Source organism: Parashewanella sp. 2210YD4-3, assembly GCF_056591735.1.
On sequence record NZ_JBWQOG010000015.1, the window covers coordinates 41,858 to 59,777 of the forward strand.

The following is a 17,920-nucleotide window of genomic DNA, read 5'->3' on the forward strand; positions in this document are numbered from 1 at the left end:
AGAAGAATTGTATGTTTGGAAAAGGTGGAATGGGCAACTTAATGAAGCAAGCCCAAATGATGCAAGACAAAATGGCCAAAATGCAGGAAGAAATCGCCCGCATGGAAATGACGGGTGAAGCCGGGGCTGGTCTTGTAAAAGTAACCATGACAGGTAACCACAATGTTCGTAAAGTCGAAATCGACCCAAGCCTGCTTGAAGATGACGACAAAGAAATGCTAGAAGATTTGATTGCAGCAGCATGTAACGATGCGGCTCGTCGAGTTGAAGAAAATCAAAAAGATAAAATGGCAGAAGTGACAGGCGGAATGCAGATGCCTCCTGGCATGAAAATGCCGTTTTAAGCTTTTAGCCAAAATAAAAACAGCGACTTCGGTCGCTGTTTTTGTTTGTGGGCCATTCGAACGAATTTTTTAAACTATTCATAGTGAAAATTTTTCGAACTATTCTATCTTTATCAATGTAGAGAACGAAATTGATAAGTAAACTCACCTTATCTCATAGTGTAGTAGCATAAAAATATACGTCATTTCTCATTTTTTGGGTATGTGCAGTTTGGGGGCCGTTATATTAGATTTAGCGACAACGATTGAGACTTGGCTGTTTCAAGATAACATGTCCATGGCAACGCTATTTCTTGGTGTTGTTTTACTCTCGTATCTATTAGAAGATCTTGCAATAGTGACCGCGGCAACGTTAGCTGTAGAACAAATTATGCCTACTCATATTGCACTATTTGCGATTTTTGTTGGGATCAGCACAGGTGACTTGGGGCTTTATCTCATTGGTAAGGCCGCAAAGAAAGTTCGTTTTCTTAGATACCGATTATTTCGGTATCATCGTGCTAGAAGCATGAGGCGAAGACTACATAAACAAGCATTTTTTACTTTATTTTTAATACGTTTTATTCCGGGGTTGAGAGCTGCAGGGTTTACATTAAGTGGTTTTCTTGATGTTCCAAAAATGAAGTTTTTTATCGTTGTATTAACGGCAACGGCTCTTTGGACTATACTTGTTTTCGGCTCCTTCTTTCAGCTTGGCAATGCGCAACTGTTTCAAGACCACCAAACCAGTTGGTTACTTATTCCTCTAGGCCTATGCTTGATGCTCTTGCTCAATAAATTGGTTACTAAAGCAATTTTTAAGGGACGCAGATGAAACAACTTTCTAACGTCGAAATGATCCCTGCAGGGATGGTGAACGCGGGAATGCCTGTTCTTCATCAACCAAGGCGAGCTATCTCTCCGTTTGAATTTTTTCCAACATGGTTTTTTTATACTCCTGTTGTACTGCAAAGTGCCGTACTTAGCCTTGTTCACTTCGATTGGGCATTACCTTTGATTGCGAACCCTGCTATTAAATTGAGTGGCATGGTGGGGGAGTCAAAACATGATATTTTTAATTCTGCGGGTAAACAGACGAAAGCATGGGTTCTTCCTTTTATTACCTTAACCAAAACTCAAAGCCAGATTGAAGATTTATTTAATGAAGCTAAGAACCAGCTTGATAGGGCAGAGCTAAGCTATCCTCTTGTGGCTAAGCCTGATTTAGGTTGTCGTGGGGTTGGTGTGAAGCTTATTCAGTCTGATGTGCAGTTGCGGAATTATATTGATAGTTTCCCTGTTTCAGGACGTTTTTTATTGCAGCAAAAGTCTCAATACAGTGCGGAAGCTGGTGTGTTTTATGTCAAACAGCCAGGAGAGTCACACGGAAAAATTATTTCGATGACCTTAAAGTATTCTCCAAGGGTGGTTGGCGATGGAGTATCTACTTTGAAAGAGTTGATTGGAAAGTGCCCGAGAGCAGGTAAGTTGAAGCATCTATATTTACCACGGCATAAAGAACAGCTCGATTTTATTGTTCCTGAACGTGAGGAGTTTCAGCTGGCATTTGCGGGTAGCCATACCTTTGGTGCAATCTTTCGTGATGGTAATCAGTTTATTACCCGAGCATTAGAGCAAAAGTTAAATGATGTTTTGGCAGATTTTGACGGTTTTAATTTTGGTCGTCTTGATATTAAGTTCCAAGACATTCGAGCTCTGATGAATGGTGAGTGCTTTGATATTTTGGAAATCAATGGTGCAAGCAGTGAGGCTGCACATATTTGGGATAGTGACACTGCTTTGAGTGATATTTTTAGGACGCTTTTAAAGCAATATCGATTACTTTATCAGATTGGTTCGAAATATAAAAAGCAAGGTCATAAAACGCCGAACCTTACAACATTACTTCAAGCTTGGAGGGAAGAAAAGCTGTTAACGCATCTCTATCCAATGACTGACTGATTGCTTTATTTAGGACGAAAATGATGAAAGACGTAAGGATACGCTTAGCTTCAAATGATCAGACAAGCCCTTCTCAAGCTGTTATAGGGTGTATTGAAACGCTGAATCAAGGGCGTGAATTTTTAGGGTCGCTAACTCAGGAAGACTATGTCTTTATCCCTCAACCCCATTTCAGTAGTTCGATTGGAGAGCACTTTCGCCATTGGCTGGATTTATTCCATGCAATTAAACGTGATCCTGTAAAGATTAATTACAACGTTCGTCGGCGTGGACACTTAGTAGAGCGAAGTTTAGACGTTGCGAAACAGGAAATTACTGAACTCACAGAATGGGTATTTCAGTTAACAGATGACGATTTAATTCAAAAAGTCAGTGTTGAAACTGAGGTCATGTTATCGCAAACCCATGTTGAGGAAGTATCTTCTAGCTTTGTTCGAGAGCTAACTTTTGCTGCGCTTCATGCGACACATCATTTTGCTATGGCTAAAGTTGCCGCATCTTTATGCGGTGTTGACTCTGATAGTAATTTTGGAGTTGCACCTACCACGGCCACATATCAGAGGGCTCAATAGCTTATGTGCACGTTATCTTGGGTCTACCACAGCAATAATACCTATGAAGTGTTCTTTAACCGAGATGAGCAACGTTCTCGCTTGCCAGCACTCGAACCTCAAAGCGTGATGATTGATGGTGTTAATTGTTTAATGCCCATTGACCCTGTTGGTGGTGGGAGTTGGATTTCAACTAACGAATACGGTGTTACCGTCTGTTTACTAAACTTTTATCAAGGTAAAGAGCCTTCCGGCGATTTGAGAAGTAGAGGCCTAATAATAAAACATTTAGCAAGCAGTAGCTCTAGTCAGAGAGCAGGTAGCCGTTTATCTGAAATGGACTTGAGCTTTTTTTCACCATTTACCGTGGTTGCTTTTGATACTAAGCATACTGCTGATGAGGCCGTACTTTGGCGGTGGGATGGTTTTAAGTTGACCCAATCTAGCGCGTTTGCGCCAATTGTCTCTGCGGCTAAGCATTTTGAGGAAGCAAGTAAATATCGACTTAAGCTGTTTAATGAATTGGTAACCACTAAGCCGAGACATGAAGTTGGACGATTATTTCATCACAATTATGACGAAATTAACCCGCACCTTTCGCCATTGATGGCAAGAAATGATGCGAGTACAGTAAGTTTCACTCAGGTTGTTGCATCTTCTACTAAGCAAGAGATGATTTATCAATCTATCGATAATCATCGCAATGTAGATCTTAGTACCAGCCTAAGTTGTCTTAAAAACGACTTTGTCGAACCAGGAGTTTTCAAATGAAAAAGTTATTTGCCCTGATCATCATATTGTTCAGCAGTTCTACTTTTGCCGCTGATGAAATTTATACCGGAATTTTCAGTAACAAAGCAGTGAGTGGTTACGACACCGTTGCTTATTTTACTGAAGGTAAGCCAGTGAAAGGAAACAGCAAGTGGCAAACCAAATACAAAGGTGCTAACTGGTATTTTTCTTCAAAGGCTAACCTAGAAAAATTTAAAGCAACCCCACAAGCCTATGCACCACAATACGGTGGTTATTGTGCGTGGGCAGTTGCAGTTCATAATGACTTTGCTTCAGGAGATCCTAAGCAGTGGGCTATTGTTAATGGCAAACTTTATCTTAATTATGACGCGGAAATAAAGCGCAAGTGGGATAAAGATCGTGCTGGTCACATTGCTGAAGCAGATAAAAATTGGCCAAAACTTATAAACAAATAAGGATTCATCTTATGAAGTTTACTCCATTGAAACATATACCATCTGCGTTTATCGCATTTGTGTTTATTCAATCTCTGTTTTTTAAATTTACAGGTTCTTACGAAACTGAACATATTTTCGGAACTTTAGCTAAGTGGTCGGGCTTTGATTGGTTCGGCGTTTATGGCGGATATTTAATTGGTTTTGCTGAATTGGTTGCTTCTATTTTGCTTTTCACTCGTTTACATGGTGTGGGGGCGGCGATGGGCGTTGGTATTATGACTGGAGCCATTTTCTTCCATTTGTTTACACCGTTAGGCGTGGTGATGCCAGAGTTTAATAGCATGGGAGAAGTTATTGGCAGTGATGGTGGACTACTATTTGGCATGGCTTGTATTGTATGGTGTTGTAGCGTGTTTCTGTTTGTACGAGATATTAAAACGGAAGGCACTTTCACCAATAATTTTTTGCATTCATAGCATTAAAACTCTATATATTATACCAATTACAGTAATTAATCTCTCACTCAGCAAGAGCTAAAGGCTTTCAGTACAAGGCGCATGTTCGAAGTACTAACGGGTTAATTCGAGAACATGCAACACAGTAATGGAAGCCTTTAGCCTTGCCCTTCGGGAGCTTGTATGCGCAAAAATTACTGCACAAAATTGTCTTAACGTAGAACAACTATGTCTTCACCAATTTGGTTTGTACTTTGTGCGCATACATAGCTCTGAGTTGAGCATTTAATTACTGCAATTGGTATTAGGCCACGGACACATAGCTAATCTAAGAAAGTTGTGTGTATCTGTGGTCTAAAATCACTAGGTATTCTATTTACCTAATCCAACCCAATTATTTGATTTTAAAGTACCTATAAAAGTCTTTATTTTTTGTTGTTTAATTTATTGAAAATATTAAAAATAACAAAAGGAACTTACTATGTTCGATAGTCCGTTTAGGCTTCCAAGAAGAACGCCCTTTGGGATCGCTGAATCGGTTGTTGAGTGGGCGACAGGCCTTTCAACACTGGAGTCATTGTATAAACAAGTTGCTCTACAAAAAGACAGCTTTGAGTTTATGCATGAAGCATTAGCAAGAATTGGGACTCAATATACAGTAGAGCATGGCTCGCTTGATAATATTCCTAATGAAGGTTCGGTTTTAATTGTTGCTAATCATCCGTTTGGTGGAATAGAAGGAATTATTCTTGCTTCGTTAATTTCTAAAGTACGAAAAGATGTCAAAGTTCTCGCTAATGAATTGCTTAAGCGTATTCCGGAGCTGGATGAATTATTCATAGGTGTAAATGTTTTCAGTGGAGAGCAAGCAAGGCACACCAACCGCAGAGCCATAAAAGAGGCAAACCAACATTTAAAGGGTGGTGGAGTGTTGATTCTCTTTCCTGCAGGGGAAGTGTCTTCGTGGCAAGAAAGTGAAAATAAAATTACAGATAAAGAATGGAGTAAGTCAGTCGCTAAATTTGTTAAACACGCAGAGGCAACAACGGTTCCTATTTATATCAATGGTTTGAATAGCAAACTGTTTTATCAAATAGGGAGGATTCACCCGTTGCTTAGAACGGCACTGCTTGGACGAGAACTGCTTAACAAGTCTGGCGAGACTATTTCTGTTTCAATTGGTAACCCAATTGTTTATAGCGAAATCAAAGACTTCGATAAAGAAGAAGATATAACTCAATACTTTCGTTTAAATACTTATTTGATGGGAAGCGTGGCAAATAAGCAATCCTCAGTACCTCAAGGGAATGATACAGAGCAGATTATTACACCGGTATCAGTTGATAAGTTAGAAAATGAGCTATTAACAATTAAACATTACAAACTGTTATCTCAAGGGGAATTCGAGGTCTATTGTGCACCTTCACTTGAGATCCCAAACATGATGCATGAAATTGGCCGCATACGTGAAGAAAGCTTTAGGGAAGTAGGTGAAGGGAGTGGTTTAAGTTGCGATATAGATCGATTTGATCAGCACTATCATCAGCTTTTTGTTTGGCATAAAGGCAATCGAGATTTGGTTGGCTGTTATCGGTTAGGTTTGGTTGATCAGCTTATCGCTAAAGGAGGAATCGACGCTCTTTATTCTGCGAGTTTATTCCAATACGGTGAAGCGTTTATCGAAAGTTTAGGTCAATCAATTGAATTAGGGCGTTCAGTGGTGGCAAAACAGTATCAGCGTAACATGCATTCGTTACTCCTATTGTGGAAAGGCATTGCGAGTTTTGTGGAGCAAAACCCCAAATACACGCATTTGTTTGGCCCTGTAAGCATTAGCAACGACTATAGTCCTGTTGCAAGGCAGCTTATCGCTTCTGTCATGTCTGTTAGTTATTATGATGATGAAAAAGCTAAGTTGGTTAAACCAACAACGCCGCTTGAAACGAGTGGTCAAGAGTTTTGGCGTTCAGATATGTTAAGTTCAATCTCTAAATTGCCACTTTTGTCAAAAGTATTGAGTCGCCTTGAACAAGGTTTAGGGCTGCCTGTGTTGTTGAGGCAATATTTAGGCATGAATGGAAAGTTGGTTTGCTTTAACGTTGACCCTGCATTTAATTTTGCTTTAGATGGTTTAATTGTGGTTGATTTGACGACTGTACCTGTCCGCACTCTAGGTAAATATATGGGGAGAGATCAGGCTCGGGAATATTTAAATAGTCATTTAGGTAGTTCTTGATTGAGCTATTTATGAAAGTAGGAGTTTTAACTATACCGTTTTCAAAGTTGGATATCTTGAACATAAGCTTTGCCATTGATCAGCTAATTGCTCGTTGTTTTGTATATGCTCTTTAAACTCTGTGAGCAGTTTGCCTGATGATTTTAACTCCAAAAATACAGGTAACCTAGAATCGAGAGCAATAATAAGTTTTGCACGTTGTTCTTGGCTGTTAATCGCTGATAATAGTCTGACTATGCTTAATAATTCAAAACGGCTTATTCTTTCAAGCAATGACGTAAAGCTGCAGTTTTGTAGGAGTAGGTCGAACAGCTCTTTATTTTCATCAGGCTGTTGGCTTTCGCAAATATCTTGTATTAACCAAGTTTGATTTTTCGCGGTTAGCTTTGAAATCATTTTAGGTCTGTCTTGGCCATTAAGTGAATTGAAGAAACGATAATAGTCGCTAGGTTTTTGTACATTTATTAGTATATATAGGACTTCAGGAGGGAGCTCTGAAAGGTACATTTCATCATGATCTATAAAAAGAGTGCGGGCTATACCGGCTTGATTTTCGTTATAAAGGCGAACAGCTAACAACCTTTTAAGCTCCAGAGAATGTATGTTTGTTGACATTGGTTCATCAGAACAATCAACAAATATTACCCTCCCTCCATTACCACTAACAATGTAGTCTTTGTTAATTGCTATTTGTGCTAGAGCGCCTAATATGAGCTCTTGAACTTCTTCAGTATTTCCTCTTGTCCAGCAATTGAGTAGTTGCTGCTGATTCAACAAAGGAAGGAGTTCTTTAAACTCTTCTAACTGCTGCTGTCCTAACATTTTATCAACAAGTTGTGGCACTAACTCATCAGTAAATTGAGATTGAAAACTGTTCAATGCTTCTCTTCTTCGAACGACTGGTATTTGTAAGAATGTATTTAATCGTACTTCAGTTGAAGACATTGTTGTTAAATATGTTAGAAAGAACCTTTTCGCGGAAGTTTGAGAATCAAGAAAGTTTGCAGGGGACGCAGTTTCATTTTGTTGTAAAAACCTGAACCGCTCTACAAGTGTTATGCCTTCAGTTTCTGTTATGGTTACTCGATATTTATGTTTAAAACAAGCATATCCCAAGGTATGTTCCTCAACCAAACTGGCTTGGGTTTGTGTGTCATTTGTCTTGGTATATATAGATACATTAGCCATGATAAGGATGTATTTTAAGGACGTAAGGGTATTCTAATGGTTAAACATTTTAAAAATGAACCATTATGATTGAAATTTAATGTTAGAATTTCATGATAAAAGCCCTAGGTATGGGGTACTGTAATTTAGGTAAGCCAATGAAATTTAGCCCCCTTGTTGATGAATTAATCCAGTCTTTACGATGTTTGCCGGGTGTCGGACCTAAGTCGGCACAGCGTATGGCTTTCCAACTATTAGAACGTGAACGTTCATCTGGTGCGCATTTGGCCGATACTTTGGCAAAAGCGATGCGTGAAGTAGGGCATTGTCAGTCTTGTCGTACATTTACGGAAGAAGAAAAATGTTCCATTTGTGCAAGTAACAAACGTGGTAACTCAGAAACCATTTGTGTGGTAGAAACACCTGCAGATGTGTTAGCGGTAGAATCAGGCGGGCATTTTTCGGGTCGTTACTTTGTGTTGCTTGGGCATTTATCGCCACTTGATGGTGTCGGGCCTGATGAATTAGGGTTAGATTTACTAGAGCAACATTTAGCTTTAGGTGATGTTCAAGAGCTGATTTTGGCAACCAACCCAACGGTAGAAGGTGATGCTACAGCTCATTTTATTGGTGACATAGCTGCAAGATATGAAGTAAAAGTGAGCCGAATTGCTCATGGTGTTCCAGTTGGTGGTGAGCTTGAATATGTCGACAGCACGACGCTGGCTTTGTCGTTTACAGGAAGAAAGCAATTATAAAGAATGCATCTATATAGAAGATGGTAATAGCAATGTTATTTTCTATTGGCCAGATGAAAAGCTTGTAAAGAGTAAATTCGAATTTTCGAGCATGAATTTTTCTATGACTTGCTTTGCATCTTGCTCACTAATAACTTCTTCGCTGCAGCTAGATAACTTGAAGCAGTTTAATTTGTAATCCAATAACGAGTATTGACCATCTTTTAGAGTGTATTTGAGATTGTGTGGAGGCTGTACAGCAAAGGCTTTAAATTGACTATTTGTACTGCCATAGAACTCAACAGCATAGAGAACTGTGAAGGTTGATGAGCAAGCACTATTGACTGAACCAACCCATTTTTGTTGTTTCCATGGTTTATCTTGAGTTGCGAGCTCTTTTTGAAAAGTTAAAAGAGGAACATAATTTTTACTGCCACTCACGCTCATTACTAGAACCTCACTGAAGCCAGCTCATAGTTATTATTCTCAACCATAGTAAATTTTTATCAAGTTACTTTTTTTTAATGTATTGATATATCTATGTATTGCTAAATTTTTATTGCTGTTTCCGTGAAGTATGATTCCATATTTTAAGAAATATCTGTGGTTTTTGTATTTTTCCCTTGAAATCGAAAATCCATGCCCCATTTATTTATTATTGAAGTGTTTTACGCGACATTAGTCGCCATTAATAGTTAATAAAGGTTTTATTCATGGCACAGCAAGAAACTCATGGTTTTCAAACCGAAGTTAAGCAGTTACTCCAATTGATGATCCATTCTTTGTATTCCAACAAAGAAATCTTTTTACGTGAGCTCGTTTCAAATGCAGCAGATGCAGCAGATAAATTACGCTATAACGCTTTAACTGACGATGCGTTATACGAAGGTGACGGCGAACTACGTGTTCGTGTTAGTGCAAATAAAGAAGCAGGTACGGTTACCATTGAAGATAACGGCATTGGTATGACTCGTGATGGTGTGATTGAGCACCTAGGTACAATTGCTAAGTCGGGTACTGCTGAATTCTTCTCAAACTTATCTGGCGATTCAGCCAAAGATTCACAACTTATCGGTCAATTTGGTGTTGGTTTTTACTCGGCGTTCATTGTTGCAAAAAAAGTAACCGTTGAAACGCGTGCTGCTGGTCATGGTGCCAATGAAGGTGTTAAGTGGGAATCTGAAGGTGAAGGTGAGTTTTCTGTAGAGAGCATCTCTAAAGAAAGCCGCGGCACCAAAATCACTCTTTTCCTACGTGATGAAGAAACTGAATTTGCTGATGATTTTCGTTTGAAATCTATCATTACTAAGTATTCGGATCATATTTCAATCCCTGTTGAAATGTGGGAGGAAGGGCAGCCTGAATCTGAAGGCCCTGATGGTGAAAAGATTGCTGCAACAGCAGGCGAGTGGAAAGGTATGAACAAAGCCACTGCGCTTTGGACTCGTAACAAATCAGATATTACCGATGAAGAATACCAAGAGTTTTATAAACACGTTTCACATGATTACAGCGATTCGCTTTTATGGGCGCACAATCGTGTAGAAGGTAAACATGAATACACTAGCTTGCTTTATATTCCATCAAAAGCGCCTTGGGATTTATGGAACCGCGATGCTAAGCAAGGTCTAAAACTGTTCGTACAACGTGTGTTTATTATGGATGATGCAGAGTCATTCATGCCATCTTACCTGCGTTTCGTTAAAGGCTTGATTGACTCAAACGATCTACCTTTGAACGTATCTCGTGAAATCTTACAAGACAACAAAGTTACTCAATCTATGCGTAGTGGTATCACTAAGCGTGTATTGGGTATGCTAGAAAAGCTGGCGAAAAGTGACGCTGATAAGTATCAACAATTCTACGCTGAATTTGGTCAAGTGTTGAAAGAAGGTCCAGCTGAAGATTTTGCTAACAAAGAGCGCATTGCTGGTTTATTGCGTTTCTCGTCAACCAACGAAGAGTCTTCAGCACCGACAACATCGCTTGAGCAGTACATCGATCGCATGAAGGAAGGTCAAGATAAGATTTACTACATCGTTGCTGATAGCTACGAAGCTGCGGCTCACAGCCCGCATCTTGAGCTACTTCGCAAGAAGGGCATTGAAGTTATCTTAATGCACGATCGCATTGATGAGTGGTTAGTAAATCACTTAAATGAGTTTAAAGAGAAGAAGCTACACTCTGTAACTCAAGGTGATCTAGAGCTTGGTGACTTAGAAGATAAAGAAGAAAAAGAAGCGGCTGAAAAACTGGCGGCTGACTCTGAAGCTCTAGTTAAGCGTGTTAAAGACGTGCTTGCTGATAAAGTGAGCGATGTAAAAGTAACGAGTCGTTTAACAGATACTCCAGCTTGTGTCGTTACAGGTGAAGGTGAAATGTCCTCACAAATGATCAAATTAATGGAAGCGGCTGGTCAAGAAGTGCCAGCAGTTAAGCCACTATTTGAGATCAATCCGCAACACCCATTAATGGAGCGTTTGGATCAAGAGCAAGACGAACAAGCGTTTGCTGATTGGGCTAACTTACTACTGCAACAAGCGCAGCTTTCAGAAAAAGGCAGCCTTGCCGATCCATCTCACTTCATTAAATTGATGAACCAGATGTTGGTTGCTAGCTTAAAATAGTTTGCGAATAAATAAGGCGGGTTCTTCCCGCCTTATTTTTTACAGTCTTAGAAATTTCGCAGTGTTTATATGGAAGCCCTATGTCAAATATCATTGCCCTAACTAAAGAAAACATTCAACAAGTTGTCGATGCTTCTAAAGAGCATTTGGTTGTGATGGTATTTACCTCACAACAGCAACAAGAAACCTTAGGGTTTCAACAAGAAATGCAAACCATTGCTACTGAGAATAGCAGCCGTTTTATTTTGGCTACAGTGGATTGCGATACTCAGGTTGAGATTGCGCAGTACTTTCAAATTCAATCATTACCAACAACCTTGCTGTTAAGCAAAGGTCAGCCAATCGATGGTTTTGCTGGTGTTAAGTCTCGCCCAGAAATTCTTGGAGTACTCGAAAAGCATTTACCAGCCCAGTGGCAATTGAACTTGGCTCAAGCTAAGCAGATTCTGGCAAATGAATCTCGTAGTACTGATGAACTGACTCAAGCGGTAGAATTGTTAAAAGTTGCTTATCAAGATTCGCAAGTTGCTGAAGTGACTTTGGCTTTTGCTGATGCCTCATTGCTTGTGGGTGAAGTTGCTCAAGCTGAAACTTTGCTGGGCAGTATCGGTTTAGCCGATCAAGACAGTTACTATCAAAGCCTAATGGCGAAATTAGATTTAGCCAAAGATGCCGCAGACACGCCTGAGATCAGAGAGCTTCAACAGGCTTTTGAGTCTAACCCTTCTGATTTGGTTGTTTTGATGAATTTAGCCAAGGCATTACATCAAGTAAATCGTAATGAAGAAGCACTGGATTTACTGTTTGCAGTGCTCAAGAAAGACATGTCGGCTCAAAATGGTGATGTTAAGCATGTGTTTATGGAAATTCTAACCGCGATTGGTCAAGGTAACGCACTGGGTAACCAATATCGCCGCCAACTGTACACGCTTTTGTATTAATACCTTTAGCCTTGCCCTTTGGGAGCTTGTATGCGGTTAAATTCCTGCTCAAAATTGATTTGACGTAGCAATGAAATAACGACAGTTTTGTATGTCGGTAATGACTATTCCTACATCAATTTCGATTACCGACATACGACTACTGTCGTTTCGAAGATTGCACTTTAACCGCATACACAGCTCTGAGTTGAGCATTTAATCCCTGTAATTGGTATTAAAGCACTATTCAAGGAAATTAGCTGGAGCTTGTTTCCTTGATGTATTCTCTAGCTATGAGGCTGCAATAATTTCACAATTTTTGCGTGTCCACGTTCTCGTGCAAGTGCTAACGGCGTTTGCCCTTTACCGTTTTTATAATTCGGTTTAGCTTTAGCTTTCAGCAGCGTATCGACAATATCGGGGTGTCCCCAATATGCAGCGTTGTGTAATGGTGTCCAATTCTCGTTATCTTCGATGTTAGGGTTTGCACCATTGGCTAACAGTTGCTTGACAATCTCTGAATGCCCTTTGTTTGCAGCACGTTTTAAAGGAGTCCAGCCTTTGCTATCTTTACAATTAGGGTTCGCTTCAGCCTTAAGCAGCATAATGGCAATATCTGTGTAGCCTTGAGTCGCAGCGTTGTGTAATGGTGTCCAGCCTTCATCATCTTTATGATTAGGGTTTGCTTTAGCGTCTAGTAACAGTGCAGTAGTATCTGTATGGCCGTCACAAGTTGCATTGTGTAATGGCGTTCCCCCTTTGTTATTTTTGATGTTCGGGTTTGCACCATTGGCTATTAGTTGTTCAACCATCTCTAGATTTCCATATTTAGCAGCCAATTTTAAAGGTGTCCAATCATTATTATTTTTACAGTTAGGGTTAGCTTTAGCTTCCAGTAACATCGTAACAATATCGGTGTGTCCCTCTCGAGCAGCATTGTGCAATGGTGTGTGTTGTTCTTTATCTTCAATATCAGGATTTGCTTTATGATCTAGCAGTCGTTTGACGATACCTGAATAGCCATTTCTTGCTGCACGCTTTATAGGAGTCCAGCCTTCATTATTTTGAATATTAGGGTTAGCACCGGCGATCAATAGTTGTCCCGTGATATGAGAGTAGCCGTATCTTGCAGAAACCATTAGTGGCGTTGCGCCTTGATCGTTTTGGATGTCAGTACCTGCTTCGGCTTTTAGTAGCTCAGTAACAATTTCTGAGTATCCATTTTTCACGGCAATATGGAGTGGTGTATTACCGTCATTATCTTGAACGTTCATTTTTACTTTAGCTGCAATTAATTGTTTAACGACCTCTACACGACCATTGGAGGCAGCATGATGCAATGGTGTCATTCCACGATCATCTTTCCCATGAGTATAAGCGCCATTTTCAAGCAAGACTTTTACGATTTGTGAGCGTCCTTTAGATGCTGCAATTCCAATAGGAGTGTTTCCTTTGTCATTTTTTACATTAATATTTGCACCAGTATCGATGTAAAGTTGGATTATATTTGAATTGTTGCCATCCTCTGCTTCAAACAGCTTTCTTCCTAGGGATAATTGTTGTTCAGACGTAGTAAGACATGCCCCATGTTTCATTAAGTTGTCGGCAAGGGTAAACATACGACTGCTTAAGGCGCAAGAAAGAGGTGAACAACCATTTGCGGTAGTAAAGTTTAAATTCACCCCTTGAGAAATCAAGCGAGAAACACAGTCTCGATCACCTCTTAAACAAGCATTCATTACTTTTTGTCTATCTGCATTCAGTCTGTGTTCAAGTTCTCTCATGTGAACTCTGGCAGCTATCAGAGGATCTCTATCGTGGGAATTAAAAAACATTCTTACGGCAGGAAAAGGTGCATATCGAATGACAAAGAGTTTAAATCTTTGCTGCATAGATGGCTTACAGCGCCTCTCTGGTACGTATGAAACTTTGCTGTCTCCATAATGAAAATCCTGCATGCATAGCACGAACTTTCCAGATTGCTTGTGCGTTACTGTATATGAAGTGTCACTAAATTTTTGAGAAACTGATGTTAAGGATTGTTTAGCAACCTTAGATATATTCTTTGTGGTTAACTCTTGATCTGAAAATGTTTGGTTGTGATTGGGAAGAAATACGGCGGTGGCGACCATGAGTGTTGGACCCGAGTGATAAAGCCTTATGACAGAAAAGTATCATAATTAACTCACTGTAATTAATTAATGTTTGTTCATTATTTTAACTGTTTGGGCAAGGTATATTTACCAAGTTAATCCTCATGAAAATGTTTGTATACACTCGTGTACGACAACTTCGTGATTAAAATAAAACGAATAAATCGAAGCTCTTCTCATATGAAGTCAGATGTGCGAAGATCGCGGCTTCATTTTTGAATAAATACCTGCATTTCAGGTATAAATGCGAAAGAGGATTCTTGCAATGCGCATTATTCTATTAGGCGCTCCAGGTGCTGGTAAGGGAACACAAGCTCAATTCATCATGGAAAAATATGGTATCCCTCAGATTTCTACAGGGGATATGCTACGTGCTGCGATTAAAGCTGGAACAGAGCTCGGCTTAGAAGCAAAAAAAGTGATGGATGCTGGTCAGCTGGTTTCTGATGATTTAATCATTGGTTTAGTAAAAGAACGTATTGCTCAAGATGACTGTGCAAAAGGTTTCTTGCTTGATGGTTTCCCGCGTACTATTCCACAAGCAGATGCTATGAAAGAAAATGGTATTGATGTTGATTATGTGATTGAAATTGATGTGCCTGATGAAGAAATCGTTAAGCGTATGAGTGGCCGTCGTGTTCATCCAGGCTCGGGCCGTGTTTATCACGTAGTTTATAATCCGCCGAAGCAAGAAGGTAAAGATGACGTCACTGGCGAAGAGCTTGCAATCCGTCCTGATGACGAAGAAGCAACTGTTCGTAAGCGTTTGACCATTTATCATGATCAAACTAAGCCTTTGGTTGACTACTACACCAAAGTTGCTGAAACAACTAAAACTGAATACCACAAGTTTGATGGTACACAATCAGTATCAGATGTGAGTTCTCAATTAGCTGACGTACTCAAGTAGCACTCTCTGCTTTGTGTTAAAAAGCCTGCATTGCTGCGGGCTTTTTTTGGTATTTAGAAGAGCAATCATCAACCTGTTATGTAGCATCTTTAATTAGATATGCCGATATTGACTGCTAAAATAGCCATCAAATACAATAATTTATTTAGTCATGGCAGTACAGGCATCGTATTTCCCTATAAAGCACGAAAATGCGTTTTTAGAGCGTAGGTATTATTCCAGTATTATTTTCAAAGGTATTAGAAAAACACATGCTGCTATTGAATTTTCTGGAGTTACGTTTCGTATCAAATCAGCGAGTATATCAGATTCAAATCATAAACACTTTGCAGTATTTATTGAAAGTATTCGGGCTGAATCTAGTCCTCAGGATGATATGCCTACTGGGGGTTTATCGAACTGGGATGAAAACGCTGAACGATCCACAGCCTATAAAACATGCAAACAATTCGAATGGATTATCAACCATCCAAATGTCAGGGAAAACGCTGCTCATTTTCAGGCATTGTATAAGCAGAAACCCTGCAGCGAACGGATAGAACTATCTTCATGGGTAAATCAACTTCCCAGCACTGTGTTTGACTTGGTTTGTTTTAGCAAAACAATCCTTGTTGAAGCCTATTTAAAATCAGTAGAGCTTAGAGGTCTTCAAGAGACCAATGAAGCTTTTTATTGCATGGGAATGCTCATTCACACTCACTCACAAGGGAGTGAGCGTCAAGTGAAGTTAATGAGCTCACAATTACCAGAAAGTGTAGATGTTGACGAGGTGGTAAAAAACTTATCCGAGTGGTTAAACAGTAGTGAAAGTGCGACAGCTATCTATGCTGCATTGGCTAAACATTATCGTATTTTTGATAGGCACAAGCAGCTTGTTCGGGAATCGTATGTTATTAACCTATAAGCAACATATTCACTGTAAGTGTAATACCTCAAAATGGTGATTTTCTTGTGACAAAAGAGGGAGTGTTTTTAAACTTGCTATGAATAATCTTTAATTAGGAGTGTTTCTGCAAAACGATATAATTCTGAAAACAATTGTTAATTATTTTATTTATGGCAACACAAGCAGAATCAGCTCAGTCTTTTGATAATGCACAGCTTGAGAGTATGTATTATCACAGTATTGTTCATGGCGGTCTTTGTAATACGCATGGTGATTTTAAGCTGGGTGATACACAACTAATTATAAAATCTGTGTCTGACTCAGGTTCGTTTCGGTTAGCAGCTTTCGTTGAAGGCTTCGAATCTGAGCCTAGCGTATTTGGTAGAGTGATACATCCATCAAAATCTAATCGGTATGATAAATTTCAACAGTCTAGCTATGCCCCATTACTTGAAAAATTCAATTGTATTCTTAACAATCCAAATGTGAGGGCTAATGCTGCTGTGTTTGAAGCGTTTCATCAGCAACATCCCTCTGAACAATGTGTTGCTTTATGCGAGATGATTAATCAATTACCCTCAAGTATCAGCGATTCCATTATCCCCACAAAAGATGAGCTAATTGCTGCGTATCAACAATCGCTAAGAATTAGAGGCAGAGAGAAAACCAATCAAGCGTTTTACTGTAAAGGGATGGTGTTTCAAATTACCCAAAGAGGTGATAGGAGTCAGGTACAATTAATTAGCTCGCAGTTATCTGTCGAGTCAGCTGGACCTTTAGTGGAGGAATATTTATCAGATTGGTTAAATGAAGAAACAAGCGGAGCAGCTATTAGGTTGGCTGAACTACAACATAACCGCGCTTTTGAGGTCGATTCTAGTAGTGCAATTACAGACTCTGATAGAAGGGGGACTGGCTCGTCTGTTTATTTGCAATCCCATCAGCAACAAACAGTTAGTGATACCAATAGAGCTGGACAGGCTGCGCCGTCCCAACCTACGAGTCAACCAGAGACTGCCAGAAGTAGACCAGCAGTAGATCCCTTACTTGCCTTTCTACTTCATGCGTTACATGAAATGTATGAGCAACCGGACGGAGAGTCAGAAGATCCAACTGCAAGATTAATAATGACATTACCTCTTATCCATCAACTCCAATCGATGGCTAATAATTCCCGTACTCAATGCCCTCATGGACATACTCTTTGCCGTGTCGTGTCGATCAGCTATACATCACCAGATGGCCATTTGATAACTAATGAGCAGCGAACTTTGACAGAGTTCATTTTTCTTTTAATTAGTTATAAAGATGAGCACCCTCAAGTAGCTAACGAAATATTGTTGAAAATTAAGAGTGAATTTTCTGAAACTGAATACCGAGACAGGGGGCTAGCTGAGATTGAAGAAGAATTAAACACACAAGTTATTCAGATGCAAAAAATACCAGCTTTGTTACGGCATATTGATAGTATTCCATGTACGACTTATAAACAGATCAAGGATGGAGTTGACTGCATTCTTAAGTGCAATAATTTTGTGGAAGAAGAGGCATTGGATATTATTGAAATAAAAACGGGAGAAAATGACGACAACTGGGGAGTAATCAGGAAAGAAACAGTCAAGCGCATGATCACTACAATGAAAAAAGTCACCTTCCCATTTTATACCAGAGAAATGACAGTGGAAGATTTTAGAACAGTGCAATTAGAAAAAAACTTAAGGATATGTAGTGAACAAGAAAAATGAACGAGCATCATACGTAGCAGGTGAGTGTTGCGGTGTACAGTTAGCGTATAGAAGAAGT

The 17,920-nt window shown here is 39.6% G+C and carries 17 protein-coding genes; 14 read left to right on the forward strand and 3 right to left on the reverse strand.

Going from position 1 to position 17,920, the window contains the following annotated elements:
- Window positions 1-11 precede the first annotated feature (11 nt).
- The 8 genes from AC1EU0_RS17940 (at window position 12) to AC1EU0_RS17975 (ending at window position 6,717) form a co-directional block, all read left to right on the forward strand.
- Window positions 12-344: a YbaB/EbfC family nucleoid-associated protein gene (locus tag AC1EU0_RS17940; RefSeq protein ID WP_480303991.1), complete on the forward strand. Its 333-nt coding sequence runs from the start codon at window positions 12-14 to the stop codon at window positions 342-344.
- 211 nt (window positions 345-555) lie between these two features.
- On the forward strand, window positions 556-1,158 hold the full coding sequence (locus AC1EU0_RS17945) for a DedA family protein (protein WP_480303992.1): 603 nt from the start codon (window positions 556-558) through the stop codon (window positions 1,156-1,158).
- Window positions 1,155-2,285 (forward strand): D-alanine--D-alanine ligase, encoded by a 1,131-nt coding sequence (locus tag AC1EU0_RS17950; protein ID WP_480303994.1) that lies wholly within the window; start codon window positions 1,155-1,157, stop codon window positions 2,283-2,285. The genes AC1EU0_RS17945 and AC1EU0_RS17950 overlap by 4 nt, the downstream gene beginning before the upstream one ends.
- Before the next feature lie 20 nt (window positions 2,286-2,305).
- The gene (locus AC1EU0_RS17955) at window positions 2,306-2,857 is read left to right on the forward strand and encodes a hypothetical protein (RefSeq protein WP_480303995.1); all 552 of its coding nucleotides are present in this window, start codon (window positions 2,306-2,308) and stop codon (window positions 2,855-2,857) included.
- Between the two features lie 3 nt (window positions 2,858-2,860).
- On the forward strand, window positions 2,861-3,607 hold the full coding sequence (locus AC1EU0_RS17960) for an NRDE family protein (protein WP_480303997.1): 747 nt from the start codon (window positions 2,861-2,863) through the stop codon (window positions 3,605-3,607).
- Window positions 3,604-4,044, forward strand: a complete 441-nt coding sequence (locus tag AC1EU0_RS17965) for a YHS domain-containing (seleno)protein (protein WP_480303998.1) — start codon at window positions 3,604-3,606, stop codon at window positions 4,042-4,044. Before AC1EU0_RS17960 ends, AC1EU0_RS17965 begins: the two co-directional genes overlap by 4 nt.
- 11 nt (window positions 4,045-4,055) lie before the next feature.
- Window positions 4,056-4,502, forward strand: a complete 447-nt coding sequence (locus tag AC1EU0_RS17970; RefSeq protein ID WP_480304000.1) for a hypothetical protein — start codon at window positions 4,056-4,058, stop codon at window positions 4,500-4,502.
- A gap of 460 nt (window positions 4,503-4,962) precedes the next feature.
- Complete coding sequence (locus AC1EU0_RS17975) at window positions 4,963-6,717, forward strand: lysophospholipid acyltransferase family protein (protein WP_480304001.1); 1,755 nt, start codon at window positions 4,963-4,965, stop codon at window positions 6,715-6,717.
- Between the two features lie 30 nt (window positions 6,718-6,747).
- Here AC1EU0_RS17975 and AC1EU0_RS17980 read toward each other — a convergent pair whose 3' ends face one another.
- The gene (locus AC1EU0_RS17980) at window positions 6,748-7,905 is read right to left on the reverse strand and encodes a hypothetical protein (RefSeq protein ID WP_480304003.1); all 1,158 of its coding nucleotides are present in this window, start codon (window positions 7,903-7,905) and stop codon (window positions 6,748-6,750) included.
- Between the two features lie 137 nt (window positions 7,906-8,042).
- Here AC1EU0_RS17980 and recR point away from each other — a divergent pair, with 137 nt between their 5' ends.
- Window positions 8,043-8,642 carry a recombination mediator RecR gene (gene recR, locus AC1EU0_RS17985; protein ID WP_480304005.1) on the forward strand — a complete coding sequence of 200 codons (600 nt, stop codon included), beginning with the start codon at window positions 8,043-8,045 and terminating at the stop codon, window positions 8,640-8,642.
- A gap of 42 nt (window positions 8,643-8,684) precedes the next feature.
- Here the strand turns inward: recR and AC1EU0_RS17990 are convergent, their stop codons facing one another.
- Window positions 8,685-9,068 carry a hypothetical protein gene (locus AC1EU0_RS17990; protein WP_480304006.1) on the reverse strand — a complete coding sequence of 128 codons (384 nt, stop codon included), beginning with the start codon at window positions 9,066-9,068 and terminating at the stop codon, window positions 8,685-8,687.
- Between the two features lie 266 nt (window positions 9,069-9,334).
- Between AC1EU0_RS17990 and htpG the strand changes: the two genes are divergently transcribed.
- Window positions 9,335-11,248 carry a molecular chaperone HtpG gene (gene htpG, locus AC1EU0_RS17995; RefSeq protein ID WP_480304008.1) on the forward strand — a complete coding sequence of 638 codons (1,914 nt, stop codon included), beginning with the start codon at window positions 9,335-9,337 and terminating at the stop codon, window positions 11,246-11,248.
- 80 nt (window positions 11,249-11,328) lie between these two features.
- The gene (locus tag AC1EU0_RS18000; RefSeq protein WP_480304010.1) at window positions 11,329-12,189 is read left to right on the forward strand and encodes a tetratricopeptide repeat protein; all 861 of its coding nucleotides are present in this window, start codon (window positions 11,329-11,331) and stop codon (window positions 12,187-12,189) included.
- 266 nt (window positions 12,190-12,455) lie between these two features.
- Here the strand turns inward: AC1EU0_RS18000 and AC1EU0_RS18005 are convergent, their stop codons facing one another.
- Window positions 12,456-14,300 (reverse strand): ankyrin repeat domain-containing protein, encoded by a 1,845-nt coding sequence (locus AC1EU0_RS18005; protein ID WP_480304012.1) that lies wholly within the window; start codon window positions 14,298-14,300, stop codon window positions 12,456-12,458.
- A 286-nt stretch (window positions 14,301-14,586) separates the two neighbouring features.
- On the opposite strand from AC1EU0_RS18005, the gene adk reads away from it, so the two are divergent.
- The 3 genes from adk to AC1EU0_RS18020 all read left to right on the forward strand — a co-directional run bounded on the left by adk (window position 14,587) and on the right by AC1EU0_RS18020 (window position 17,862).
- The gene (gene adk / locus AC1EU0_RS18010) at window positions 14,587-15,231 is read left to right on the forward strand and encodes an adenylate kinase (RefSeq protein ID WP_480304013.1); all 645 of its coding nucleotides are present in this window, start codon (window positions 14,587-14,589) and stop codon (window positions 15,229-15,231) included.
- A gap of 151 nt (window positions 15,232-15,382) precedes the next feature.
- Window positions 15,383-16,135: a hypothetical protein gene (locus tag AC1EU0_RS18015; RefSeq protein WP_480304015.1), complete on the forward strand. Its 753-nt coding sequence runs from the start codon at window positions 15,383-15,385 to the stop codon at window positions 16,133-16,135.
- A 152-nt stretch (window positions 16,136-16,287) separates the two neighbouring features.
- The gene (locus AC1EU0_RS18020) at window positions 16,288-17,862 is read left to right on the forward strand and encodes a hypothetical protein (RefSeq protein WP_480304017.1); all 1,575 of its coding nucleotides are present in this window, start codon (window positions 16,288-16,290) and stop codon (window positions 17,860-17,862) included.
- The last annotated feature ends 58 nt before the right edge of the window (window positions 17,863-17,920 follow it).

What these genes read in the sequence shown, in the direction of transcription:
- AC1EU0_RS17940 (WP_480303991.1), top strand. Translation starts at nt 12, where the DNA reads ATGTTTGGAAAAGGTGGAATGGGCAACTTAATGAAGCAAGCCCAAATG.
- AC1EU0_RS17950 (WP_480303994.1), top strand. Translation starts at nt 1,155, where the DNA reads ATGAAACAACTTTCTAACGTCGAAATGATCCCTGCAGGGATGGTGAAC.
- AC1EU0_RS17955 (WP_480303995.1), top strand. Translation starts at nt 2,306, where the DNA reads ATGATGAAAGACGTAAGGATACGCTTAGCTTCAAATGATCAGACAAGC.
- AC1EU0_RS17960 (WP_480303997.1), top strand. Translation starts at nt 2,861, where the DNA reads ATGTGCACGTTATCTTGGGTCTACCACAGCAATAATACCTATGAAGTG.
- AC1EU0_RS17965 (WP_480303998.1), top strand. Translation starts at nt 3,604, where the DNA reads ATGAAAAAGTTATTTGCCCTGATCATCATATTGTTCAGCAGTTCTACT.
- AC1EU0_RS17970 (WP_480304000.1), top strand. Translation starts at nt 4,056, where the DNA reads ATGAAGTTTACTCCATTGAAACATATACCATCTGCGTTTATCGCATTT.
- AC1EU0_RS17975 (WP_480304001.1), top strand. Translation starts at nt 4,963, where the DNA reads ATGTTCGATAGTCCGTTTAGGCTTCCAAGAAGAACGCCCTTTGGGATC.
- AC1EU0_RS17980 (WP_480304003.1), bottom strand. Translation starts at nt 7,905, where the DNA reads ATGGCTAATGTATCTATATATACCAAGACAAATGACACACAAACCCAA.
- recR (WP_480304005.1), top strand. Translation starts at nt 8,043, where the DNA reads ATGAAATTTAGCCCCCTTGTTGATGAATTAATCCAGTCTTTACGATGT.
- AC1EU0_RS17990 (WP_480304006.1), bottom strand. Translation starts at nt 9,068, where the DNA reads ATGAGCGTGAGTGGCAGTAAAAATTATGTTCCTCTTTTAACTTTTCAA.
- htpG (WP_480304008.1), top strand. Translation starts at nt 9,335, where the DNA reads ATGGCACAGCAAGAAACTCATGGTTTTCAAACCGAAGTTAAGCAGTTA.
- AC1EU0_RS18000 (WP_480304010.1), top strand. Translation starts at nt 11,329, where the DNA reads ATGTCAAATATCATTGCCCTAACTAAAGAAAACATTCAACAAGTTGTC.
- AC1EU0_RS18005 (WP_480304012.1), bottom strand. Translation starts at nt 14,300, where the DNA reads ATGGTCGCCACCGCCGTATTTCTTCCCAATCACAACCAAACATTTTCA.
- adk (WP_480304013.1), top strand. Translation starts at nt 14,587, where the DNA reads ATGCGCATTATTCTATTAGGCGCTCCAGGTGCTGGTAAGGGAACACAA.
- AC1EU0_RS18015 (WP_480304015.1), top strand. Translation starts at nt 15,383, where the DNA reads ATGGCAGTACAGGCATCGTATTTCCCTATAAAGCACGAAAATGCGTTT.
- AC1EU0_RS18020 (WP_480304017.1), top strand. Translation starts at nt 16,288, where the DNA reads ATGGCAACACAAGCAGAATCAGCTCAGTCTTTTGATAATGCACAGCTT.